At 58.2% G+C, this 21,395-nt stretch carries 28 protein-coding genes and 2 pseudogenes; 20 read left to right on the forward strand and 10 right to left on the reverse strand.

From position 1 onward, the window contains the following. The 9 genes and pseudogenes from ACSFBC_RS05215 to ACSFBC_RS05255 all read left to right on the forward strand — a co-directional run. The coding region (locus ACSFBC_RS05215) for an OmpA family protein (RefSeq protein WP_435509273.1) at window positions 1-373 on the forward strand (373 nt) is incomplete at its 5' end. A 10-nt stretch (window positions 374-383) separates the two neighbouring features. Further along, a pseudogene (locus ACSFBC_RS05220) lies at window positions 384-654 on the forward strand (IS66 family transposase); the annotation flags it as partial. A gap of 1,617 nt (window positions 655-2,271) precedes the next feature. Then, window positions 2,272-2,598, forward strand: coding sequence for a hypothetical protein (locus ACSFBC_RS05225; protein WP_435509274.1), 327 nt, complete (start codon window positions 2,272-2,274; stop codon window positions 2,596-2,598). A 115-nt stretch (window positions 2,599-2,713) separates the two neighbouring features. Beyond that, window positions 2,714-3,103, forward strand: coding sequence for a DUF1428 domain-containing protein (locus ACSFBC_RS05230; protein WP_435509275.1), 390 nt, complete (start codon window positions 2,714-2,716; stop codon window positions 3,101-3,103). A gap of 29 nt (window positions 3,104-3,132) precedes the next feature. Then, window positions 3,133-3,597, forward strand: a complete 465-nt coding sequence (locus ACSFBC_RS05235; protein ID WP_435509276.1) for a hypothetical protein — start codon at window positions 3,133-3,135, stop codon at window positions 3,595-3,597. A gap of 84 nt (window positions 3,598-3,681) precedes the next feature. Continuing rightward, entirely contained in the window at window positions 3,682-3,939 is a 258-nt protein-coding gene (locus tag ACSFBC_RS05240; protein ID WP_435509277.1) for a hypothetical protein, read from the forward strand. A 63-nt stretch (window positions 3,940-4,002) separates the two neighbouring features. Further along, window positions 4,003-4,335, forward strand: coding sequence for a hypothetical protein (locus tag ACSFBC_RS05245; RefSeq protein ID WP_435509278.1), 333 nt, complete (start codon window positions 4,003-4,005; stop codon window positions 4,333-4,335). Next, entirely contained in the window at window positions 4,332-4,784 is a 453-nt protein-coding gene (locus ACSFBC_RS05250) for a hypothetical protein (protein WP_435509279.1), read from the forward strand. Before ACSFBC_RS05245 ends, ACSFBC_RS05250 begins: the two co-directional genes overlap by 4 nt. A gap of 154 nt (window positions 4,785-4,938) precedes the next feature. Continuing rightward, window positions 4,939-5,601, forward strand: a complete 663-nt coding sequence (locus ACSFBC_RS05255) for a tRNA-uridine aminocarboxypropyltransferase (RefSeq protein ID WP_435509280.1) — start codon at window positions 4,939-4,941, stop codon at window positions 5,599-5,601. A 40-nt stretch (window positions 5,602-5,641) separates the two neighbouring features. On the opposite strand, the gene ACSFBC_RS05260 is transcribed toward ACSFBC_RS05255, so the two are convergent. The 8 genes from ACSFBC_RS05260 to ACSFBC_RS05295 all read right to left on the reverse strand — a co-directional run bounded on the left by ACSFBC_RS05260 (window position 5,642) and on the right by ACSFBC_RS05295 (window position 11,762). Then, window positions 5,642-6,052: an Imm70 family immunity protein gene (locus ACSFBC_RS05260; RefSeq protein ID WP_435509281.1), complete on the reverse strand. Its 411-nt coding sequence runs from the start codon at window positions 6,050-6,052 to the stop codon at window positions 5,642-5,644. Window positions 6,053-6,166: 114 nt separating this feature from the next. Further along, window positions 6,167-6,508 carry a DUF6572 domain-containing protein gene (locus ACSFBC_RS05265; protein WP_435509282.1) on the reverse strand — a complete coding sequence of 114 codons (342 nt, stop codon included), beginning with the start codon at window positions 6,506-6,508 and terminating at the stop codon, window positions 6,167-6,169. A 113-nt stretch (window positions 6,509-6,621) separates the two neighbouring features. Then, window positions 6,622-7,233 (reverse strand): DUF6630 family protein, encoded by a 612-nt coding sequence (locus tag ACSFBC_RS05270; protein WP_435509283.1) that lies wholly within the window; start codon window positions 7,231-7,233, stop codon window positions 6,622-6,624. 106 nt (window positions 7,234-7,339) lie between these two features. Continuing rightward, window positions 7,340-7,489, reverse strand: coding sequence for a hypothetical protein (locus ACSFBC_RS05275; RefSeq protein ID WP_435509284.1), 150 nt, complete (start codon window positions 7,487-7,489; stop codon window positions 7,340-7,342). Between the two features lie 271 nt (window positions 7,490-7,760). Further along, the gene (locus tag ACSFBC_RS05280; protein ID WP_435509285.1) at window positions 7,761-8,408 is read right to left on the reverse strand and encodes a hypothetical protein; all 648 of its coding nucleotides are present in this window, start codon (window positions 8,406-8,408) and stop codon (window positions 7,761-7,763) included. A 211-nt stretch (window positions 8,409-8,619) separates the two neighbouring features. Beyond that, the gene (locus tag ACSFBC_RS05285; protein WP_435509286.1) at window positions 8,620-9,060 is read right to left on the reverse strand and encodes a hypothetical protein; all 441 of its coding nucleotides are present in this window, start codon (window positions 9,058-9,060) and stop codon (window positions 8,620-8,622) included. An 80-nt stretch (window positions 9,061-9,140) separates the two neighbouring features. Continuing rightward, window positions 9,141-9,452, reverse strand: coding sequence for a hypothetical protein (locus tag ACSFBC_RS05290; RefSeq protein ID WP_435509287.1), 312 nt, complete (start codon window positions 9,450-9,452; stop codon window positions 9,141-9,143). A gap of 408 nt (window positions 9,453-9,860) precedes the next feature. After that, window positions 9,861-11,762 (reverse strand): SGNH/GDSL hydrolase family protein, encoded by a 1,902-nt coding sequence (locus tag ACSFBC_RS05295; protein ID WP_435509288.1) that lies wholly within the window; start codon window positions 11,760-11,762, stop codon window positions 9,861-9,863. A 1,346-nt stretch (window positions 11,763-13,108) separates the two neighbouring features. Between ACSFBC_RS05295 and ACSFBC_RS05300 the strand changes: the two genes are divergently transcribed. Then, window positions 13,109-13,378 carry a hypothetical protein gene (locus tag ACSFBC_RS05300; RefSeq protein ID WP_435509289.1) on the forward strand — a complete coding sequence of 90 codons (270 nt, stop codon included), beginning with the start codon at window positions 13,109-13,111 and terminating at the stop codon, window positions 13,376-13,378. A gap of 230 nt (window positions 13,379-13,608) precedes the next feature. Further along, window positions 13,609-14,031, forward strand: coding sequence for a hypothetical protein (locus tag ACSFBC_RS05305; RefSeq protein WP_435509290.1), 423 nt, complete (start codon window positions 13,609-13,611; stop codon window positions 14,029-14,031). A 156-nt stretch (window positions 14,032-14,187) separates the two neighbouring features. Here the strand turns inward: ACSFBC_RS05305 and ACSFBC_RS05310 are convergent, their stop codons facing one another. Continuing rightward, window positions 14,188-14,541 carry a hypothetical protein gene (locus tag ACSFBC_RS05310; RefSeq protein ID WP_435509291.1) on the reverse strand — a complete coding sequence of 118 codons (354 nt, stop codon included), beginning with the start codon at window positions 14,539-14,541 and terminating at the stop codon, window positions 14,188-14,190. A gap of 911 nt (window positions 14,542-15,452) precedes the next feature. Here ACSFBC_RS05310 and ACSFBC_RS05315 point away from each other — a divergent pair. From ACSFBC_RS05315 to ACSFBC_RS05355, 9 genes and pseudogenes are all read left to right on the forward strand, one after another. Further along, window positions 15,453-15,737, forward strand: a complete 285-nt coding sequence (locus tag ACSFBC_RS05315; RefSeq protein ID WP_435509292.1) for a hypothetical protein — start codon at window positions 15,453-15,455, stop codon at window positions 15,735-15,737. Between the two features lie 93 nt (window positions 15,738-15,830). Beyond that, window positions 15,831-16,058, forward strand: a pseudogene (locus ACSFBC_RS05320) (LysR substrate-binding domain-containing protein); the annotation flags it as partial. Between the two features lie 380 nt (window positions 16,059-16,438). Further along, window positions 16,439-16,630, forward strand: a complete 192-nt coding sequence (locus ACSFBC_RS05325; protein WP_435509293.1) for a hypothetical protein — start codon at window positions 16,439-16,441, stop codon at window positions 16,628-16,630. A 165-nt stretch (window positions 16,631-16,795) separates the two neighbouring features. After that, the gene (locus tag ACSFBC_RS05330) at window positions 16,796-17,098 is read left to right on the forward strand and encodes a hypothetical protein (protein ID WP_435509294.1); all 303 of its coding nucleotides are present in this window, start codon (window positions 16,796-16,798) and stop codon (window positions 17,096-17,098) included. A 1,153-nt stretch (window positions 17,099-18,251) separates the two neighbouring features. Beyond that, window positions 18,252-18,497, forward strand: a complete 246-nt coding sequence (locus ACSFBC_RS05335; protein WP_435509295.1) for a hypothetical protein — start codon at window positions 18,252-18,254, stop codon at window positions 18,495-18,497. An 87-nt stretch (window positions 18,498-18,584) separates the two neighbouring features. Then, window positions 18,585-18,773 (forward strand): hypothetical protein, encoded by a 189-nt coding sequence (locus ACSFBC_RS05340; RefSeq protein ID WP_435509296.1) that lies wholly within the window; start codon window positions 18,585-18,587, stop codon window positions 18,771-18,773. Between the two features lie 888 nt (window positions 18,774-19,661). Further along, the gene (locus ACSFBC_RS05345) at window positions 19,662-19,946 is read left to right on the forward strand and encodes a hypothetical protein (RefSeq protein WP_435509297.1); all 285 of its coding nucleotides are present in this window, start codon (window positions 19,662-19,664) and stop codon (window positions 19,944-19,946) included. A gap of 35 nt (window positions 19,947-19,981) precedes the next feature. Next, complete coding sequence (locus tag ACSFBC_RS05350; protein WP_435509298.1) at window positions 19,982-20,206, forward strand: hypothetical protein; 225 nt, start codon at window positions 19,982-19,984, stop codon at window positions 20,204-20,206. A gap of 389 nt (window positions 20,207-20,595) precedes the next feature. Further along, window positions 20,596-20,775 (forward strand): hypothetical protein, encoded by a 180-nt coding sequence (locus ACSFBC_RS05355; RefSeq protein ID WP_435509299.1) that lies wholly within the window; start codon window positions 20,596-20,598, stop codon window positions 20,773-20,775. A 47-nt stretch (window positions 20,776-20,822) separates the two neighbouring features. On the opposite strand, the gene ACSFBC_RS05360 is transcribed toward ACSFBC_RS05355, so the two are convergent. Then, window positions 20,823-20,984 carry a hypothetical protein gene (locus ACSFBC_RS05360; protein WP_435509300.1) on the reverse strand — a complete coding sequence of 54 codons (162 nt, stop codon included), beginning with the start codon at window positions 20,982-20,984 and terminating at the stop codon, window positions 20,823-20,825. Window positions 20,985-21,395 lie beyond the last annotated feature (411 nt).

Here is a 21,395-nt window from a genome sequence, read left to right on the forward strand (position 1 = left end):
GAGCTTCTCGGCCGATTCGCTTTTTGCTTTCGACGCGGCAACCCTCCGCCCCGAAGGTCGAAGCGCGCTCGACGGCTTCGTGGCACAACTGGGTGGCCTGCAGTTCGATGCGATCGCCATCGAAGGCCACACCGATCGACTCGGATCCGCCGCCTACAACCAGACGCTTTCGCTGCGTCGCGCCGAGGCGGTCAAGCACTATTTCGTGGCCCAGGGTCGCCTCGCGCCGGAGAAGTTGAGAGTCACAGGAAAGGGCGAGTCGGCACCCGTCACCCGCCCCGAGGATTGCCGAGGCAACACGCCGACCCCGGCACTGATCGCCTGCCTTCAGCCCGATCGTCGCGTCGTGGTCGAGGTCAACGGCCTGCGCTGAGGACTCACACGTCGGCGAGGACCTGAGCGAGCAGCTCGGCTACACGCCGGGCGTGCTCAACGTGGAGCGCCACATCTACGGCAGGTGTGGTTGCGCCAAGTGCAAGACCCTGGTGCAGGCATCCGTGCCGGCATAAGCGATCGGCAAGGGCATCCCGACCGCAGGCCTTCTGGCGCAAGCGGTGGTGCCCAAGTATGCCGACCACTGCCCCCCGTATCGGCATGGCGCTCTCGCGCTCCACGCTGGCCGAGTGGGTCGACGCATGCGGTGTGCAGCTGCAATGCAAGCGCGAGCTCAGCCCCTCTTGACCAGATCGCAACGATCAGATGTCGGAGACCTGCCGCAGCATTTGGAATGGCACTCCTCAGGAGTACCCGTTGCCGGCCTCGGCGGGGCGTTAGGTGATGCGCAAGATGAGGCCCACCTGAGTTTGGAGGCGAGCCAAGCCACAACGCAAAAAGAAGCCCCCACTCCGGAGCGCCAGGGGTTGGTGAGAAGCAGTGCGCGATCAGGGCTTCCACTTTGGCAATCGCTCAGCGCCGATCGAGGCGCGCCGACTCGCTCGGTGATCAGGGCGGCGATAGAACGGAAGTGGCGCTGGCGAAGCTAGTAGTTCGCAAGCATTAGGACTGCGAAAGCGAATAACGCAAAGATCTGCGGATAGGTCATCCGACCTCCTTGACCTCATGATATTCAATTGCGAAGCATTCGCACTTCTGAAGTCAATCTGTTGGCGTCCCTTTGTGACTTCCTTGGGAATTCGGGTATCTGCTTACGCCACATCGAACGAACAGCCGAAATGATGGCGTACGCAAGCGCTGAAAAATGCCGTGACAAAGGTCACGAATTTGGTTTTTTGCGAGCTAAGCGGCATCGAACACTGATCCACCCTAAGATGCCTTTTCCTACATGCGTGTACACCTAAGGATCTTGCTTAACTATGAACAAATTCAACGGAGGCCCAATGAACTTCGGAACACATAGCGAAGCGGAGTGGCACGCAGCCACCGACCGATACGCCGACGCTCTGCAACGGTGTGCCAATGGTGACTCCGGCGCGAGGGAGGCGCTCGCAGATGCTTATCAATCTCTCCGTGAACTGGGCAACCATGTTCCGGCTCCTCCGGCGAGCGAGTTTTCTCAGGCCCACGCAGAGGCAGTCGCAAGAGTTTTGCCAACGCCACCTTCGCGTCCGTGGACGCCGATCGTCTTGGCTTTAGGAGGATTCGCAACCCTCGTTTCGCTGATTACGATGCGCGTATGCCGCAGAAGAACCCTTACCTGACGTCGACCAGAAGGCTGCAGCTCTCGCTTGGCAGGCGGCGTGCGGGAAGCTAGACGGCTTTCTTCGTGCGCCGCCCGGATCTCCCAAGCTGAGCCCGGAAGAAATGGCATACCTATTGGACACAACGGAAAGCGCGCTGCTTGCACTCTCGAGGACCGCCTCCAGCGACGCCAACCTGGGCGCCCAAATAAGCCGCACAAGCGACGACAGCGTGCGTGCGGATAGAGCTCATCAGAAGTCGCCCGACTTTGACGCCATCTGTGCGGCGCTAACAGTGCGCGGCCGTTGCGCACAATGCCCAGCAGTAAGATTACCTCGCCGTCTCGCTGCTCGACCAGGTGTCGACCTTCCGAAAGTAGCTCTCGTCCTTCAGCAGCCACGTCCGCAAGTACTGCGGGTCGATCTGAGATCGCTGGCAGCCGTCGCCAGCCACAAGCGAAGAAGCGCGCCCCCGCCAAACGCCGCCTCAGCACTGATGCTCCTCGCCAAGGTGTCTAAGACAGAGCATTCAGGTCTGAGACAACCAGGTCCGCCGGGTAAGCTATGTCGCTGCTGCAAGCCTAGTTCGGTGGCTGCATTCGGCCACAAGCGGACACTGAGATTTAAATTATCCATGGAAACTTCATTAGTTCAGGCCAGTAAGCTTGTCATCGTCTCAGCCACCGGGCTATCAAAAGATGCGTTACACCTTTATGCTGGTCTTTCAGTATTTTTGATCGTGGCGGCAATCACGCGCAAGCAAATAGCGTCATGGCTTCCCTGGTCCATGGTTTTCGCTGTGGCTGTTACAGCAGAATTCCTCGACATGAGGGATGATGTTTTGAGTTTGGGTTATTGGCGTTGGGCAGCGAGCTTGCACGATCTCGTTAACACCATTTTTTGGCCCACAGTTTTTTTCCTTTTGGCGCGGAGCACAGGAATTCTGAGCAAAAGAAGCTGACATTCGCACGAGGTCGACGGGCTTTGGGCCCAGACATGCAGGCGATCCTGTGGCAGGATTCGGCCAGAAGTGGTCGTTGCACTCGTCAATATTGGGACAACAAGGGGTATCTCAATTGAAATACGTCGACTGTTTTCTTGTACCTGTGCTCCGGGCAAACAAAGCGGCTTACAAGAAGATGGCCGAGCTGTCCGCCGAGGTGGTGAAAGAACACGGCGCACTCCGCAGCGTGGAGTGTTGGTTGGATGAGGGGGGCCCTGAGGCATCCACTTATCATGGCGAGACGGCTCGTCGTGACGAATCGGCATACAGCAGCTTCTTCGTAGCAGCCGGTGCAACGGAGAACGAAACCGTAGTGATGTCGTGGGTCGAGTGGCCGGACAAGGCCGCAAGGGACGCGGGAATGGCGAAGGTGACGAGCGATCCGCGAATGCAGTTTGAAGGTCAGACGCCGGTATTTGATGGGGCACGCCTTATCGCCGGCGGCTTTCTACCTATTTTGTAGGACTGCACTCGGCCAACAGTGGACATCCGATGAAATCCTACAACCTCGAAATCTTCGCGGACTATTTCCAGTTCTATCTTCAGGATGAGGCGGCAGACGGAAACCTGGGCGATGCTTGGGACCAGATCGCGACGGAGCGCATGTTCGCGGTCGCTGATGGGACGGTCGGCATCGGCACCGTTCGCAACATGGACGTGCCTGTCACGCTTGAACTTCTTGAAGTAGCGCCTTCGCGAGACTTCACGACGTTCGACCATGTTGTTGAAGGCTCGGTGCTTGTTTCGACGGGGACTCTCGTCGTAGCAGGCTGTACCGCCTATTTCCCTGACGCCAGACGCTTTCCACTGGAGCCGGGCACCTACCGCGTCAGGCTGTCATCGTCTGGTCTGGGTACGCTTTCGACCGACGGCCTGGAAGGCAAAGATCACTACCTAGTCCAGCTATGGTTGGATTCTTTTGTTGAACCAACCGTGCTGAAGCAGCATTCGCCCTGAGCGAGTGCCGCGAACGGCCAGAACCGGACAGTCGCCCGTGCGGCAGAATTCGGCCAGAAGCAGACATTAAAGAATGAGCATTGCATGACCTACAGAGTTGAGCAGGATTCGTCGCTTCGTAAGTCTTTCGGCCGTTACGAATACTCCATATTCAAGGGCGATAGGTTGGTCGCTCGCTACTGGCATGACTACCGTGGTGATGAACACGAGGTTGAGCTTGTGGGTGGTAGTTCTCATTCTTGGCCAGTGGGACGTATGACCGACTTCCTTGAGGGCGGCGGTCCAGAGCCGCTGTCACTATCGGCGCGCGCAGTCACCTATCTCGACAACAATGTCGCCTAGATGCCGACCGGCTAACAGGCCGCAGCCGGCCAGAACCAGACGTTCCAGCAGCGCCCTCAATTTATGACCATCACCGTTGAGAGCTTGAACTGGCGGCTGCCCTGGAGGCAGTTGACCCCTTCGCTCGACCTTCCTGCACTTCAGCGTCAGTTAGAACGGGAGCTGGCCGACGGACACCCTTTGTGGGGCAGGCATGCCGAGGTCATGGCTCGTCGGGTGGACACGGATGATGTCCTCGTTAGCTGCCCTGATGGCACGCTGGCGACCGTTCACCTTGACTGGGCAAAGGTGCCGCATAGCCGACCGAACGAGTATCCGTCGATGCAAGAGCACCCGTCCGTTGTCGCGCTTCAGCAGGTCATCGACGCTGATGCTGCAGAGTACGGCGATGATTGAAGACTGCCGAAATCGGCGAAGAGCCGACTTCCCGCTTCCTAACTAAAACGCTTCGTCTGATGAAAGATTTACGGTTCACAAGCGCGATTACCGTTGAAGGTCGATTCGTTCGGCAACGAGGCGGTCGTCACCACTTCGGTGAAGTCGTCCTCACTATTGAAGCTTCCGATACGCCCAGCGCGACCTATTCGTGGGAAGTGCCTGAATCGCAGATTCCATCGATGTTTCAACAAGCGACGTTTAACGGAATTCAAGCTTGGTTTCGAGAAGGCTCGGCTCTCGACGGGTATGAGCTTCGTCACACGCATATTCGAGTGGTGGGTGGTTCGCACCATGAGATCGACTCCAACGAGTCGAGCTACACCTATGCGGCGACGAATGCGTTCGCACTGGCAATTAACACTGCCGGGCTACTGGCGAAGCCGCTGGTTAGTCCCTTTGAATCGTAGTTCTACCAACGTCTGCTTCCGGACTCGCCTAATGTCAACTTTGGGCCCGAAGCGGTCTTCCGACTTTGTCCAAAGCTGCCGGTCTTAGCGCCAAAGCTGAGAGACATCTCCTTCCACGCATTGTCTAGCCAGGCACGCTGAATAAAATTCAGCCATGTCCGCCGCTTTCGTCGCACGCCCCCAGTGCACCGCGTGCCTGCGCCCGCTCAGCGCCTGCATTTGCCGCTGGGTCGCGCTCACCGCCCACGCGGTGGAGGTAGTGGTGCTGCAGCACCCGCTGGAGGTACACCAGGCCAAAGGCAGTGCCCGCCTGCTGCATCTCAGCTTGGCGCACTGCCGCTTGGTGGTGGGTGAGGCATTTGCCGCGCCGGTTTGGCCGGTGGACGACAAGCACACGCTGCTGCTGTACCCGGACAGTCTGCAAGATACCGCCCCGGACCTGCGGGTCCCGGCCCCGCTACCGCCCGAGTGGCCACAAGCCCCGTCGCGCCTGCGCCTGGTCGTGCTGGACGGCACCTGGCGCAAAAGCCGAAAGATGCTCTACCAAAGCCCGCTACTGCAACAGTTGCCGCGCTTGGCCCTGCGCAACCTGCCGCCTTCGCACTACCGTATCCGCAAAGCCCATGGGCCTGACCAACTTTCCACGCTGGAGGCGACCTGCTACGCCTTGTGCCAATTGGAAGGCGGTGCGGCGCGGTTCCAGCCCTTGTTGGACGCCTTCGACGGGTTTGTAGAGTGCTTGGAGCAGGCTGGCGGGCAGCGAAACGCGCAAACTGACAACTCCCTGCTCTCGACCAAGGGTTGCGGGGTCATTTAGGTGAACAGCCAAATGGCTGATTTTGGCCGCCTGAAGCCCGTCACCGGAGAACCGCATCCCGCCGTTCTTCGGCAGATGCCTCCAGGGCCTCCTCAAGTATTTGGAACACGTCGCGTCCGGTGCTCGACACGAAGTAATTGCCAAGACTAGTGATATGCGGCGCGATGTTGTCGCCCCAGGGCGGTTTGGACTGGCGATTCTCGATGTCCCACACCACATCCGCAGGAGGCAAATTACTCAGGGTCGCTTTTGCCTGCTGCAGCTCCGCGAGCGCGAGCAACGCATTCCCATGAGCCAAGCGACCTTGGTAGAGCTCGTTCATCAGGTGGGGGAAGCGGAGGCCCCAGCCGGTCGGTTCGCAATGCGCGCTGATGGTTGAGAAGAACGAGTGCACAAACGACGGTGCGCCGAGCTCGTCCGTGATTGAACCCACCGTTACTCCGACTGCCATCCGCGCTCCTGGTGAACTGGCGTCGCTTCTTGCGTTGCCTTGTATGACTGCTATCGGGCGAATTCTGCCTTGAAACGGAACGGCTGGTTGTGGACGACTGTAGCCGGTGAACCGCTACGCAGAATCATCGGCGTAGCCGCCCGTGGACGGTGCCTGACGCAAGGACGCTCCGTAGTTCGCGACGACACCCTCGGCCTGCCTTAGGAAGCGTTCGGCCTTCACGGTTGGGCGGAACCTCGTGTACACATCGATGACCAGCGGACGGCCTTTGGCGTTTGGGTATGAAGCATAGATTTCACCGGACTCGATGAAGCCGAGGTACACGTTGATTTTTTCCTGCAGGAGACCGAGGTGTTCTGTGTCCCGAGGCAGGTGGTCGAAGATGCTCAACCGGACTTCGCCGGTCTCCTTGTCAGTGCCTACGGCGTCAACAATTGAGGTGTTTTCGACGGTCATTAGGAGGTTCGCTGGAAGGTCCGGTTCTGGCCGAATGCCGCTTCTTCAGTCAATCGCCGATTCTGAAATGGGGGTTCTTGCGTTGGTGCGACAGTTGATCATTGTTGCGATCGCTACGCATGAGACAGCTCGAATTCGGGTGTTCTGAGCACTTTCAACCCAGCAGAAAGTGCGGCTTGGTATGCCCCTTCAGCGTCGTCCCGTTTGATCAGAACGGCGAAGTAGGTGTCGCTGTCGACGTCAATGTGGAGCATCTCGAAACCCAGGGGCGCGGCCCAATTCGCAACATCGCGAAGGCCGCCAGGCACGGTTCGGGCCTTTTCATCGTCTACGCCCCAACTCCATCGTTCAGGAATGCCGAAACTAGTCGTAACCTCAGCGACCTGCCACTCCACTTCCTCGGACGCCTTCCAATCGCATTGGATAACAAACCATTGCCCGGAAGATTGACCATCTTTGCCCAGGGCAATTTCCTCAAACGCCTCCGATGAATTCCCATACCGGTCGAAGCTGGCAAGCATCAAATCCATGAGGCGACGCCTTTCACTGTCGCCCAAGTGCGCAGTAACCAGGCGCGTGAAATGCATCAAGTCTTCTCTTCGCATCGAGGCAGACTCGCCTTTATCGATACTTGCAACCTCATTCAACGCGGAAGGAGTCGAGGAAAGTTGATCAGGACTCGCTTCAGCATTGCGACGAAAAAGGTTGGCGAGATATTTAAGCATTGAGTTCTCTGTCTATTCGTCTAGTGAAGTCACAGCACCTATTTCGAGACGCGATCGTGGAGTTTCGCTTCCGCAATCTGCCAAGTCGATAGTCTGGTTGTGGCCGTCAGGAGCCCGTGGCGACAAAGTTCTCGCCTGCGAATTCAAACTGCTCCAAGAAGTCTGCCTCGTCAGCACCTTCAACGTCCACGGCCAGAGCGACCAATTCGAGGCCGGCATGATTGAAAGCACCGACGACTTGAACCGGCAAATACACGGACACACTCGTTCAGGTCTACGGACAGCGTCATGCCAGCGTGGATAGCACCTTCCAACACGGTACCCGTGAGAAAAAAACGCGACCCCTCTGGGTCGCGCACCGTACTGTGAACCTTGAATGTGGTTCGCGTTTCTAAAGAACCCCTTTCACTAGCGCATGCTCGTGAACGTCTGCTGTTGGCCGAATCCTGCCATAAGATCGCCGGCGAGTTTGGGCCCATAGCCGTCCTCCCATCAAAATGAGTTTCGGCGCGCAAACCAATCGTTCGTCAAGCTGCACGAATCGCACTCACAGCAGCGGCTCCTGCTCTTGCCGCCTGAGGATGAAGATGTGCGCTGCACTGCTCAGCGATGCGGAGCAAGTCCAGCCTCGGCCGCTTCTTGATCTCGATAGCTATCGCCTCTGCCAAGAAAAAGTTGTCCGACACGACGAGGCGCCCGAGAAACTCGGTGTCGTGGAGGTCAAGACTAGGGATCAATTGAACTGCAATGTCCTCGCCACCGTCGTCTTCACAGAGCCTCTCGATAAGGTTGACCAACCCACGCTGGTCTTCGCACAAAGGCGAGAGAACGGGATGCAGTTCACTCAGGAAGCACTCTTGCGCCACTGCTTGTTCTGCCGCATCGACGAACTCTAAAAGAGACCCAAAAACGACTCGCGTGTCGCCGTCGTGGGTGAGATAGAGCACTTGTCCGGCGATTGGCGATCTCGACGCGAAAACATGGAAATTGCTGGTCTCAGAATCGTCCAAGATGAAGCCGCCAAGCGCTTCAATTGTGGGATGTCCGCTCATCTGGTCGGTCGTTTTCTGGGCCTGGACCTGTTCGAGCAGGTTTACCTCATTGCTGAACTGGCCAGAGTATCGGCCACTCCCAACTCTTTCGAAGTACAAGTCCAGTTCTGCGGCCCGATCCATTGATAGCGCTCCGTGACGATTGCCCATCAGCATACCTGAGAGCAGACGATTGCGACCGACCGCTTCTGGCCGAATTCTGCCGCATAGGCGAACGTCCGGTTCTGGCCTACCAGCCGCATGTGGCACATCCTCGCCCGAGGCAGTTGCGGACGTTCGGTCGCAAAAGCCATCACGGAGCCTGGTCATCGCAAGGCGTAAGGGCCGACTCGGCTCAGTGTTGAAGTATGGCGACGCGCTCCAGTTCTCCCCTCGAATTGAAGTACACATGCAAGCCGTCGAAGTCGATGCGGAGGCCACTGCACATGCCAAGCACGTATTGGATTTCTCGCGAATTCTCCGAATCAGGCTGACCGAGAAGGCGAACAACGTCTTCCCGCTTGAGCCCAGGTCGAAGAATCTCATCTTTTATGTGCTTTGCCATGCCGCCTCGATAGCAGTAGGCATCGGACTCGTTCGTCTGTTGCGCGAACCAAGCGGTCGAATCGAATCTCGAGGTTGCAAAGACGCCGCCGTGAAAAAGCCAGTAGAACAACCCTGCATAGGCAACGAAAACCACAATCGCACCCAGCGCGAGCCACTTGATGGCACGAAGAATGGCTCTTATTGGCATGGCTTTTCCGCACAGGGTGGTCGTTGATTCAGGATTCGGCATGCCACAGGCTCGTCTCAACCGTCGATAGAACTGTGCTCGCGAATGTCCGGAGTTGGCCGCCTCCTGCCAGAGGGCGAACTCTATCGAAGACGGGAGCCGCCTGGGTTCTCTGCTTCTTCGTCGCGCCTGGTCGGATAGAACGGCTTTTTCTGTTCGAGTTGGTAGAAAAGCTGGCCATGAATTCCCATCGCCTGGGCTTTGATCACTCGGCGCGTCCATATCGCCTCAAACGCGCTGTTGAGAGGTGCTTCGTCGACCCCGCGCCCGTAGACCTCATCGATAAACGCGATGTCATGGCCATTCTGAAAGATGAGCGCGAACTCCTCATCAGTTGCTGCAAAGATGTCGTAGACGCAGTTCACTGCGCCGTCGATGACCTGAATGTTCTTCATGGAAAGCTTGTGGTGGGAGTCGTCATCGGAGGTCTGCTTTTGGCCGAGTCCAGCCATCGTAGCTAAGGTGGCCCCGGGCCCTTTGCGGTCGTAGCGGGCTCGGAAAAGCGGACGGTCATCTGCGGAACTGCACCTTCTACGCCGATACCCCGTTGCGCTATGGCTCCAAGAAGCAACGGGGCCGCAGTCGCCTTGCGGCCCCGGTACGGGAAGCGGAGCAACGCACCAAAAAGACAGCGCGACCCAGAAAATGGAGTGCAAATCAAAGAGATACAGCACTCGACCACCGGCCGAGGTATCGGTCATCGCCTCGCTGGAGCTGCGCGGGACAGCCAGGCCCAAAGCCGCGGTCCTGTCCTCAACCGCGCACCGAGGACCGACTAGGCCAACGCGTGCGCGCGGGCGGCATCATTGCCCAGCGCCTTCTCGGCGGATTTGGGTGGGCCGCCTGATGCTCGCCATCCTGCGGGCTATGTCCGCGTGAACAGCTGCGCTCGGGTGTCCCATGTTGGTGACCCAGTCGTACAGCACACGGTCTCCCGTCTCATCAAGTCGCGCGCCGATGAGCAGAGCATCGTAGCCGTAGCGCAAGCCCCTGGCTCGGGACAGGTCGTATCCATCGAAGTCCCCGATGAACGCCCAGGAGCCAGACTTCGGATGCTGCACGTCGCCGACGGTCCAGTTCCACCGGACCTTATCGGGCGTAGGGCACTCGCCGGTGTCGCAGGTGAGGCTGCCGGCGCAGACTCCCCGCCCTCGAAATGCTTCCAGGGAATCTTCCAGGCGCCACGAATGGTCACTGGCAGCCTTCGCCTGTTTGGCTCGAAGAGGCTCTACAAAGGATGCGCGCAGCGAGAGCAAATTCTTCTGGGATATCCCGTACCAGGCACCGTCATGTCTTGCGAGCCATACCTTCTTGCCGAGTTCATCCGAAATCATCTTTTGGATGACGCGGTTTGCGTCCCTGGTCCTCAGCTTGCAAGCCTTGAGCTCAGTTTCGCGCTCCGCCCCCGTATATTCGCTGAGGTCAGGGTCAGGATACTGCATTAGCCGAACGACCTGGTCGACTTCCTTGAGAAACGGAGAAAGGCCTTCATTCAACAGCGCGTAAGTTGCTGGAAGTGCCTCGATGAATGGAGCTGCCTCGGCAGGTGAAACTGGCTTCATCTCCTTGGTCAGCTCCTCTTGCACCTTTGCCCAGAGTTCCTGCCATTTCCCCGCAAGCAAGGGATGGAACACCCACTTCACAATGCCGGAGAACTTGACGTCATTGCCACCAAAGAGAACAAGCACTTCGTCGGGAATCCGAGGGTTCTTGCACCCGTAGCGTTCTATGACGGCATCGTCCTTGAGTCCGTAATCCTTCAGATAGAGTCCCCGTAGAGTGGAACTCACGGCCACCTTTTCGGGGGGGGTGCCCGTTCCTCCTGGGCAAAGCAGTTCTGCCATGGCTTTTTGCTGAGATTTGAGGAGATAAGTGGGGGCCTTGCTAGTGAGAGAAAATTTCATGTGCCCCGGCGGGTTTTTCTGGGGCAGCAAGAAGCCATCAAGGACCTGTGCTCCGGAACATGCGAATGAAGCAAACTGCACCACGGTGTCCTTGTGCAAAAGTGCCTCGCGCAAGCTGTAGAGGGCAGGCCACGAAAGAAGTGACCGGTGGCACGCGGTGTCGAGCCACTGAGCGGGCTGCATCCGAAGTCGTTTGCTCGCGTCATCCGGCGTGAAGACCCAGTCGTATCGCGGCGGCGTCTTCATGCTACGGCTGAGGTCAGCCGGATAGTCCGGATTGCCTTCCCCGGATGCAAATGAGTCCCCGAGAGCGACGACCAAGTGGCTTTTAGGCTGCACAGAGGCGGTCGTTAGGTCCTTGGCTCCATCGCCCAATCGAGTCACGCTAATCTGATAGCGCTTGTTTAGCGTTGCGGGAAGCGCAGGGCTCCTGGCGCAGTCTTCGTCGGGCCATTCTTGCGGAGCGCTCCCATCCTCTTGCAGCGACCACGTGCAACCGCTCCCGGTCAGCTGGGAGCTGGCAAGGAGCTTCACCTTGTCCGAAAGTAGTTCTGCCGTGTATTCCTCTGTGTCTGCGTTCCACCTGGACGGGGTCGCCGGGTCCAAGTGCATCACCTCGGTTCTCAGTGCCAAGCGCGTGATGCGCGCTTCGACGTTTGTGCCGTCGCTTCCGATATGCTGCGCGATTCGCTGAAACGCCTTCTCGTGCAGCAGCGGGAACCTGTTTTCTACCTCCCAGGTGATTTCAGCTATTGCGGGTGAGGTAGTGAAGAGAAACGCAAACAAAAGCCGATACATCATCTGCTCTCCTTTGGCTGGCAAATCGTACGGTCAAGCCAGGGCGGTTGCAATAGCGGTTGCGCTGAAATCGCTGCTCAGAAAAAAAAGAGCCGGCTTTCGACGCTTCGAGCGAAGGTCAAGTTGGGCGCTGCCGACCTCAGGCGCATCAACCCCTCACTTGCTCGCGTGTCTCGCACGGCCGCAGCACAGTTTGCAACAATCAACGCCACGCCGATTTTCTGGCTGGGCCTGATCCAGGTCGTATCGAGTGTCCGGGCCGCTGAGCGCCTAGTGCCGGCGTTAACAATCATCAAGCCAGCCACGGCCAAGAAGACTTAGACTGCATGGTCATATTGCTGCCTGCCCCCATAGTACCGGAGGGAAGATGAATCGCGTTTGGCACGAGGCCCATCCCATGCCCCGGTCTGCAACGACTGACCAACGAATTTCGTGGCACGTTGCCCATGCAACAAACTGTGGTTGCCGGCCGATTCCCGTGGGAGTTCTCGCCCTGATGGAGGAGCGGGACATGCCCCTCCGAACCGAGCCTCTATCCGCCAATTCCCATGACCGGAGTTCGTAGGCATCTCTCGGCCGGCCTGCCGAGAAGTCACCGACTCGCCGTCGGCGGGAGACGCCTTCGCTTGGTTGAGGTGCCAGATCGCGGCGCCTGCGCTCAGTAGCGAGTTGCACGCGGCCGCAGTGCCTTCAACGCGAACTGAGACTCATCGACTCGTTCAGTCATCTGCGCGGCCAGCGTCCGTGCTTGGCGGCGTTGAAGCCAGCAGTGTGCAAGAACCAGAACCGCGAGAGCGACAATCGCAAAAATCTGTGGATAAGTCATTAACCTCCTTGAACTGAATGCTAGCCAATTGCGAAGCATTCCCATTTCTTGGAGGCAATCTGATGTCATACTTTTATGACTTCCTTGTGAATTCGGGTATCTGCTTACGCCACATCGAACGAACAGCCGAAATGATGGCGTACGCAAGCGCTGAAAACTGCCGTGACAAAGGTCACGAATTTGGTTTTTTACGAGCTAAGCGGCATCGAACACTGATCCACCCTAAGATGCCTTTTCCTACATGCGTGTACACCTAAGGATCTTGCTTAACTATGAACAAATTCAACGGAGGCCCAATGAACTTCGGAACACATAGCGAAGCGGAGTGGCACGCAGCCACCGATCGATACGCCGACGCTCTGCAACGGTGTGCCAATGGTGACTCCGGCGCGAGGGAGGCGCTCGCAGATGCTTATCAATCTCTCCGTGAACTGGGCAACCATGTTCCTGCTCAACCGAGCGACTTTCCTCAAGCCCACGCAGAGGCGGTCGCAAAAGTTTTGCCAACGCCACCGTCGCGTCCGTGGACGCCGATCATCTTGGCTTTAGGAGGATTCGCAACCCTCGTTTCGCTGATTACGATGCGCGTATGCCGCAGAAGAACCCTTACCTGACGTTCGACCAGAAGGCTGCAGCTCTCGCTTGGCAGGCGGCGTGCGAGAAGCTGGACCGCTTTCTTAGTGCGCCGCCCGGATCTCCCGAGCTGAGCCCGGAAGAAATGGCATACATGTTGGACACATCGGAAAGCGCGCTGCTTGAACTGCGGCGCACGCTCGAAAGATCTATGCCTTGATTGCAAAACCAAGCGCGCGTCGCCTGCTTCCGGAAAAGTTTAGGACAGAGGTCTAACCTCCGCCAATCGAAGTTCGCGGCTGACCTCCCCATTGCGACTGACATTCGCCGCGCTCACGGCGCTGACGACGTGGACGCCTCGACTTTTTCAAGTGCAACACCCGTTTATGGGATGCACAGTGATGCTAGGGAGAAGCAAAATCCTCGCCAAGTTGGCAACGGAAGGAACGCGTGAACGTAGTAATTGGTGAGGAGTTGAAAGTTGAGATCGAGCGCGCAGCCCAACTCGCAGGTCTATCGGCGCAGAACTATGTGCTTTCGGCAATCCTAGCGCAACTGGCACATGACGCCGCAAACGCGACGGAAGACGAGATGAACAATGCGGTGCGATCTGCGGTCCAGCTTGTGGAAGCTCTTACGCCCGGTGAACAATTTACGCTCGAGCAGCTCGCCCAGAACGTGGTCTGGTGGGACGAGATGCGCGCGGACAGTCACAACGCTGTCGGCACCGAGTTCAAGAAGGCCATTATTGCCGTAGGTACTGCTGAGTTCCTAGGCACAAATACCGCTAACGCCGCCGTCTACCGGCGAATCGAGAATGACGGCCGTCCCCGTTACAACCAGCCACGGCGGAATCTAGGACCAAGAAACTGACATTCCCAGACGGGTGAATTCGAAGAAGGGTCACGCATAGGCTCAAGGCCTTTCGGTGTCGTAGTCGCTCGGCAGGAGCAGGCAACTGTTTTCGAATCGGACCGATGTGCGTTGCAGACTGTTTCGTCGCTACCCTCTTTCCATCATGCTGGCCGTCTACAGCTCGTCGTCTTGCCACTCAGGTGGAAGCAGTGTGCGCACACAATCGGACATTGGATAGTGCCCGACTTTCTGATCGCTGTCGAAAATCTTCGCTAGATCAGCAGCGTCAATGGATGGTTGAGCTGGATCGCCCCCCGCAAAGGCGCAGATGCTCTCCATTGAATCCCAGATCGACATGACGACAACGATCGTTGTCCCATCGTTACGCTCACGAAAAAGCGCTGCAGCTCGAAGATTTCCCGCCGCGCCTCTCATTTCTTGCAGCTTCGTCGCTTCAAGATGTTCTTCGCACTCGACGCGCAAATCGGAACGAATCCAGAACGTCCAAGTACGTAAAATTTTATCCATGAAAAACGAGATTATTTTTCACGGCGTATGACGGATGGATGACTCGACCTCTCGCTATGAACAAAGTTGCTTGGAGTGGAATTTTGTGCTCTGCCATCCTCCTGAGATAGGAACTTTCTCACAGCGCGCGTTTTGTATGACAAACGTTTTTCACAACTCCCATCTATGTGCCAACAACCTCACGGAACCTTCCGATCAGATGACATGCACGCTTCGCAATTTATTGATGTATACAAAAGTACTCTTTTTTAAAGGGAATGGCGTCCAACATGTATTCGTCAGTGATCGAGTGTCAACGAGCTCTGCAAGGATGAAGTGAAGCTGGCAGAGGATTGGTCGATCGCCGACGAAGGCGAAGAAGGCCGGCTTTCGCGCCGTGGGCAATGCCGACGAGGCGTACTTCGAAGTGCGGTTTGGGGGGCAAGGTGACGCGATGGCATCGCCTGCCTCGAGGCCGCGCTTGCTTTTGAACAGAAGGTCGCGATTCCTCGAGAGATCAAATGGCCTTTCAGTCCCTGCTACGGTGTCCGCTGTCGTTCGAGGACGGGTTCACCCAGCATTGCGGCCCGTCCTTGCAGCATAAGGTACGCCGGGCAGGGCGTGTAGAGGAGCAGGAATGCCGTTCGTCAGATCTCAGTGCGCATGCACACCAGTGTTAGTTGACCGTATCAGGCGCAGTCTTTGGATGCATCTGCTGCCCACAAAGAGAGCCTACCGCTGCCAAAGCTGCGGGGCGAGGTTCTTAGCATCAAAGAGACTAATTGATCAAATCACTGTTGCACAGCGGCAAGAGGCATTCGCGAACCGTAGCCAGTCTCTCGGCACTTAACGGTGATCCTCAGCGCAGCCATGCGATAACTAGGCCCGCCTTTCTTCTGCGTTCGCTGCCTGGCCATTTAGTCGAGCCTGCAATGGCGATCATCACAAAGCGGTCCCCGATGGACGCAGCGGCGCAGGCGGCCCTTGCGATGCCATTTCGATCGGGCCGCGTCGCACCTTTCGACAACGATCCGGGGTTCGGCCTGGTCTTGATGAGCGAGGTCGCAGCTCGTGCGCTCTCTTCTACCGTGACGACCCGGCACTCCGCTCGTCGTGATGGCCACCGCTGGCAAGGTGTTCAGGCACTGGACTACGGCCTTGGCGAAGTGCGGCGAAGACACGCCACCGCCATGAACGCCACAATCGCACGCTGGTGAACCACGTTGCTTGCTGCGGCGGCGCCCCATTTTTGTCGGCTGAGCTCAAGCCACGACTCCAGCGTATGCATCCAATTTCTGGGCGCTCCGCTTGTCCGTTCGGGCGTCGGCGTCGCCCGTTTGCCCGTGTCTCTCGTGACAGGAGACCTGGCCGCTGGAACCTTGCTCTGTTGGGGCGAAGTTGAAGGGCCGGAGACCGCACTTTGGGCGTTGTACTCGTCTCGCAGGCTCCTGAGCAGCCGCGTATCGATGTTTCTCGACTTCTTAAAAGAGTCGTTTCCGTCTGGCTCTGCCGGTGAGCTAGCAGCCTTCATCGATTAGTCCAAGTCCATAGCTCCACGACCGGGTCGTTGCTCTCGGCCCTGCAGCGAGGAGGCGCTGAGAACTTAAGGGCACGGTTTTGGCCCGCCGCAGGTTGTCCGTCTCCGCTTCGAATGAAGCCATGAAGGCCGCGCTCGCTTTAGAGCAGCCTCCGCCCTTACCCAGCTCATTGAGGCAACGCCTCCAGCCGCCTCTGTGCGCGGACGAGCCGGTCGGTTGTCATTTCCGGTTGCCGGCACGAAAAGCAAACTACCACGCACGATCGGAAAGGGGAATGACCCAGTAAGGCAGGCGCCCTCACTTCGGCAACGTCGAGACCCCGACGATGAGATCGTTCGCCGCTGGAAGACCGGCCTACCGCGCCTGCGTCGCACCTTGTCGTGGCAGAAGCCGCGCTCGCCGAGGTCGGCCGCGCCGGGTGGGAGGTCCGAATGCGGCAGACGGCGGACCATTTCGTCTGGACGGTATTCAAGGGCGAGCGCATTGCCCTGTCGCGGGCGCAGGACACGCGCGCCGCAGGTATAGTCGACGCATCGACACAGATCGCCGACGAGTTTCGGCACCAGCATTGACACTTTCGATTGCCACGGCATAATCCGCGCCGACGACCGAGCACTGGCACAAGAGTCGCCTATCCATGACGAAGGCGAAGGTGGCGGTAAAGCTCGCAAAACGAGCCCTCTGCAATGGGGGGCTTTTCTTTTGTTGCCACCGACAAGTGGCTAGGCGCGGATCTCATGACGTTTCTCGATGCCATCGCCTACCTTGAGTCGCTTCAAGCGGCCACTGAAAAGTTTGCATCCTTCCGGAGCGCGTTCCCCGAACGGCACATTGCGCTGAGCATCTACTCACGCGCACTGTTGAAATTCGATTACCTTTCTCTCCACGAAGCGTATCGACGGCTTCGTTTGGAGATGGCAGCACCTGTCCTGACCGTCACCCAAGCGGTCACCGATGACCTGGCCGCGATTCTTGGGGTGTCGCCTCAACTGAAGTTGAAGCATCAAGCCGAGGCTTTGTTCGGCAAGGTCTGGCCCTGACCTTCGCCGGACCCGTTTTACGCGGAGGGCTCACAGGGTTGCATCACGACGGATCCGGAACAAAACGACGAAATTTGACGGTGTTTGTGGTGAGGTTCACATCTGTGCACGCAGACGTGGAATTGTGCATACCGTCGCGCTGAGGAGGCCCGCAGAATTGCCACATGACCGCTCCAGGCGACCTCCCCGACCTCGAACTGATGACTCGTGCACACCGTTTGCGACACCAGGCAATGATGGGTGTTCGGTGCGCGAGAGAGTTGGCGCGATGCCACGAGGTCGAAGTTTGGCGCCGCTTTGATCACAGCCTGTCCACGCGGAGCGAGAGCAAGCCTGCGCGCAGTAAGCCGTGGTGGAAGCTCTGCTGAGGCGGCTTTTTCGTTGTCGCCGGGCAAGCATCTTCGACATCATCAACTGATGGATAAAACAGATGACCTCGTTGATGTCGAGCTTGACCGTTGGGTCATCCGTGGAATCCCTCGCTCGGGCAGTCCTGCGCTGAGAGAGTTGCATCAGACATTCGTACGTGGCCAGTTTCCTTTCACGCCATCGCGTAGAGAGTCGTATGCGTCAGGGCTGATAGAGCGAACCGAATCACGGTCGAGGAGTTGATGAGAGGGAGCGCTGGGCCAGTGCCCCTTGCCTTCAGGCGGGCGGGTGCAGTCTTCTGGCCCGACGCATTCGCTCGCCGCGTTGAGAGCGTTTGTGAAGGCTCAGTTCGGTGAGGGGTTGCCTGCCGAGCCTTTGTTTTTAGTGAAACCAGTTACTGCAGCCGCCCAGGTTCACACCCCCGGCGGCTTTTTCATTCGACCCCAGTTGTCCATCGGTGATGAAATGACGCCGATAGCCCTGGGCGTGGCGCGGTTAGCCCGCATTGGGCGGCGAGATCTAGTGCACCTACAGCCCGCGGATCCAAGCCGCGCCGTAGAGCACGCTTACAGCAAAGATCCCTCCACTGCTCCGCGTTCCAGCTGGCATAGAAACAGAACGGGTATCCGACGATTCCGAAGATGCAAGCCTAGCGACGCCAAGATTCGCGGCGCTCTTGCGAGCACCAAGCAGCGAGCGCGCCGAGGATGGGGATGGCGATTTGATCGAGGGACGTAGGCGATTTCGCCAGCGTGTGCTCCATCTGGCCGGCACAATCTCGCGCATGACGGAGACAGAAAAGCTACCCGACGAAGAACTGGGCCGCCGAGCCGCCGAATGGCGAAAGCGAGCACTTCACGGCGACCTGCACGCACGAGGCATGGCGCACGAGCTGGAAACCGAGTTGCGGCGCCGAAACGGCGCACCGTTCCCGGCCTACGACACGCTCGACATGCGTTCGCTCGAAAGCAAGCAGAAGCGGCCTTCGCGGTGGGCGTTCTGGCGGCGAGGCCAAGAAAACCGTCCTTAGCCCAACCGGCGTGAGGAAGCCGCAGTCATACTCGACAGGGTTCTAAGACATTGGAGGATGTACGCAATTGTAGGAAAATGCGTACAGATGATAGAAATCCGCCTGCACTGGAAGCCCGAGATCCTTCACGTCCGTGAAGAAATCCTCAGTCTGCTCGAATGGCAAGAGCGGTCGAACGTTAGCGTTTTACTGCTCGAGTCGATGGTCAAGGCCGGTAATGCCATCCACGGCCCCGGCACACACTGGATCGAGTCGAGGGTGCGTCCGAAGATTTGAGGGATTGCGGACAACCCGAATCCGCCTTTCTCACGGCTGCGCCCGTACGCGAACTTCACGCCGCCCGGCTGGGTCTGCGGTCATTCCCCTACACGTGCGCGTTCAGTACCGCATCACAGTCGGGCAATGTCCAATCGGCTCAAGATCATTGCCCTGATTCAGGCACTGTCTGCCGAAGAAGGCACGCGGCAACCTACGGCTGGAGACTGGTTGAAGGAGCAGGATCGTAAGCAGCGACTGCTAGGTCGATCAGCAATGAAGAATCGGATGCGGCTGCCTGAATTGTCTCGGCGGTTTCCCATGGTGGACTGATCGCCTGTGCGCTGCGGGGGATTTCCCTGCTGGTGTGAGCAAAGAGCGCACCTTGTAGCAGTCATCGGCGCGCTCAGGCGGGTTCTCTGGGTGTTCCTCACACCGCCCTCCGCAATAGTTCTGTCGAGACTTCCTAACGACGGGGCATGGAGCCTTGGTGCGCGGCACCCGGTATGGGGATATATCCGTCGTCCTCTTCGCCCGCCTCAACCATGCATGCCACGGCCGTCCGAGCGTCGCCCATCGCTTGCGCATAGGTTAAAAAAGTGCGGCTGCTGACGGCGAGCAACTCGCCGTCGACTCCATGAAGCAGCCAGCACCATCGATTTTTGTACTGAGGAAAGACCAAGATTTCCATATTTGCCTCGCAAACGACCGACGACGGGCTCGGTTCTTCTCACGAGTGGTGCACGATAAAAGCGAGCCCAATAGCCCCCACTTCGAGTGTTCGGGGCGAGATCGTAGATGCCGGTTGCAGCTTGCGCGCGAATCACGTCGGGCGCAAGGAGGCCCCGATCTGGTGGAAAAGCAGTCCGCATCCCGGGGGCCGTCACCTCGCGGGCGTAGACTTCCGCGATGGCCTACACCGTCACCCTGTTGCACTTCCCTGCTGCGCCGCCGGACGTGATTCATGCGGCAGAGGCCCGGTTCCGGGCTGCCTTGGACAAGGCACTGGCCGACCGGGTAGCGCCGACGCTCAGGGCTTTCCAGAGCGCCAGTGAGTCGAGCGCCAACGAACTGACCAAGGACGAAGTGAAGCTGGTTGGCAACTGGGCAACAGCCTATGCCAAGGCGATGTCGGCCGGATTTCGCGGTCTGGGCGATGCCGACGCGGCATACTTCGAGGTCCGCCTAGCCTGACTCTGCTCGCAGGTCCGGACAGCTAAGATTTCTAGATGCCACAGAACAACCATCGCCTGACACCAGACCAGAAGATTGCGGCCCTCGCTTGGAAGGCGGCGTGCGAGAAGCTGGACCACTTTCTTCGTGCGACGCCCGGATACCCCGAGCTGAGCCCGGAAGAAATGGCACACATGATGGACACAACGGAAAGCGCGTTGCTCGATCTACGACGCACGTTCGAGGAACAGGCCGCGATCAAACCCGTCCTGAGCCCCTAGGCGAGCCGGCCCGAGTCAAAAAGACCCCTCAGCACTGAAGCGCAGGGGGCAGTGATGAGTTGAAGGATTATTGGGGGCAGGCCTCGATCAGCCCCGCACTCTTCCCTCGCTCGCACCCGTAGGCACCAACCCACTCGGCTGAAAAAATGGTCGGGTTAGCTGCCGAAACCGAACCTCAGCAGGGATCGAATCCCACCCCTGTGATCCGAGCGCATTCACCTTCGAGAGGGCCCCATGACTACGCCGGTCCGGCCGTTAGTCCCGCACCGCTCCCATACGATGTGTAGCAGCCTTAAGTTCTCAGGGTGGAGTCATACCGCACGGAATCAAGGCTAGGGGCAGAGGGCGCTCGACGCCTCGCTCGCTTTGTCGTGCGCCGGAAAGACCCTATGATCCCCATCGAAGATTTGAGCGCAGCCTGCGCTCGGTGGCATATCGTTTCCGATGCCTACGCCACACAGTTGACCGTGCTGCAGCGTGGGAAACCGGGTGCCATCGTTGAGTTGCGCCAGCTCCGTATACAGCTCGAAGAATGTTGGCACGCCGTTGAAGCACTGACCGTGAAGTGATCTCCCAACGCTGAAGCGCCACGGGTCAATGGGAGAGCTGTAGGCGCTCAGCGATTCCATTTCGGCAAATCGCTCAGCGCCGATTGAGACGCGTCGACTCGCTCGGTGATCTGCGCGGCGATCGACCGAAAGTGGCGCCGACGAAGCCAGTAGTTCGCAAGCACCAGCACTGCGAGAGTGAATAACGCAAAGATCTGCGGATAGGTCATCTGAACCTCCTTGACCTCATGCTATTCAATTGGGAGGCATTCGCATTTTTCAGAAACGCTTGAAAGCTGCCTCTTTGTGACTTCCTAGTGAAATCGGGGTATGCACCTACTGTGCGTGTGCTATCGCCTCAGACGGGTAGCGCGACTTTGGGCTCCTGGGGCACTATCAGCGCGTGACCAAGTTCACAAAACTTGCGAATACACAACCTCGGCGGCGAAGATCGTTGATCTACCCTGAGTACTTTTCCGTACAAGAGCGTACACCTTAGGTTCTTACCTACCGATGAACAGATCGAACGGAATTTCAATGAACTTCGGTACACATGGCGAAGCTGAGTGGCACACCGCCACCGATCAGTACGCGGACGCGCTGCGAAGAATGTCTGCCGGCGATCATGGTGCGCGGGAAGC

The organism is Variovorax frigidus (assembly GCF_051216515.1).
In the GTDB taxonomy this organism is placed as follows: Bacteria; Pseudomonadota; Gammaproteobacteria; order Burkholderiales; family Burkholderiaceae_C; genus Variovorax.

Bases quoted from the DNA above. Each gene is read 5' to 3' on its own strand.
- ACSFBC_RS05350 (WP_435509298.1), top strand. From the start codon at position 19,982: ATGCCACAGAACAACCATCGCCTGACACCAGACCAGAAGATTGCGGCC.
- ACSFBC_RS05310 (WP_435509291.1), bottom strand. From the start codon at position 14,541: ATGGATAAAATTTTACGTACTTGGACGTTCTGGATTCGTTCCGATTTG.
- ACSFBC_RS05315 (WP_435509292.1), top strand. From the start codon at position 15,453: ATGGCGATCATCACAAAGCGGTCCCCGATGGACGCAGCGGCGCAGGCG.
- ACSFBC_RS05235 (WP_435509276.1), top strand. From the start codon at position 3,133: ATGAAATCCTACAACCTCGAAATCTTCGCGGACTATTTCCAGTTCTAT.
- ACSFBC_RS05335 (WP_435509295.1), top strand. From the start codon at position 18,252: ATGACGGAGACAGAAAAGCTACCCGACGAAGAACTGGGCCGCCGAGCC.
- ACSFBC_RS05270 (WP_435509283.1), bottom strand. From the start codon at position 7,233: ATGCTTAAATATCTCGCCAACCTTTTTCGTCGCAATGCTGAAGCGAGT.
- ACSFBC_RS05225 (WP_435509274.1), top strand. From the start codon at position 2,272: ATGGAAACTTCATTAGTTCAGGCCAGTAAGCTTGTCATCGTCTCAGCC.
- ACSFBC_RS05340 (WP_435509296.1), top strand. From the start codon at position 18,585: ATGATAGAAATCCGCCTGCACTGGAAGCCCGAGATCCTTCACGTCCGT.
- ACSFBC_RS05260 (WP_435509281.1), bottom strand. From the start codon at position 6,052: ATGGCAGTCGGAGTAACGGTGGGTTCAATCACGGACGAGCTCGGCGCA.
- ACSFBC_RS05240 (WP_435509277.1), top strand. From the start codon at position 3,682: ATGACCTACAGAGTTGAGCAGGATTCGTCGCTTCGTAAGTCTTTCGGC.
- ACSFBC_RS05285 (WP_435509286.1), bottom strand. From the start codon at position 9,060: ATGCCGAATCCTGAATCAACGACCACCCTGTGCGGAAAAGCCATGCCA.
- ACSFBC_RS05355 (WP_435509299.1), top strand. From the start codon at position 20,596: ATGATCCCCATCGAAGATTTGAGCGCAGCCTGCGCTCGGTGGCATATC.
- ACSFBC_RS05295 (WP_435509288.1), bottom strand. From the start codon at position 11,762: ATGATGTATCGGCTTTTGTTTGCGTTTCTCTTCACTACCTCACCCGCA.
- ACSFBC_RS05345 (WP_435509297.1), top strand. From the start codon at position 19,662: ATGGCCTACACCGTCACCCTGTTGCACTTCCCTGCTGCGCCGCCGGAC.
- ACSFBC_RS05265 (WP_435509282.1), bottom strand. From the start codon at position 6,508: ATGACCGTCGAAAACACCTCAATTGTTGACGCCGTAGGCACTGACAAG.
- ACSFBC_RS05255 (WP_435509280.1), top strand. From the start codon at position 4,939: ATGTCCGCCGCTTTCGTCGCACGCCCCCAGTGCACCGCGTGCCTGCGC.
- ACSFBC_RS05280 (WP_435509285.1), bottom strand. From the start codon at position 8,408: ATGGATCGGGCCGCAGAACTGGACTTGTACTTCGAAAGAGTTGGGAGT.
- ACSFBC_RS05290 (WP_435509287.1), bottom strand. From the start codon at position 9,452: ATGAAGAACATTCAGGTCATCGACGGCGCAGTGAACTGCGTCTACGAC.
- ACSFBC_RS05360 (WP_435509300.1), bottom strand. From the start codon at position 20,984: ATGACCTATCCGCAGATCTTTGCGTTATTCACTCTCGCAGTGCTGGTG.
- ACSFBC_RS05330 (WP_435509294.1), top strand. From the start codon at position 16,796: ATGACGTTTCTCGATGCCATCGCCTACCTTGAGTCGCTTCAAGCGGCC.
- ACSFBC_RS05245 (WP_435509278.1), top strand. From the start codon at position 4,003: ATGACCATCACCGTTGAGAGCTTGAACTGGCGGCTGCCCTGGAGGCAG.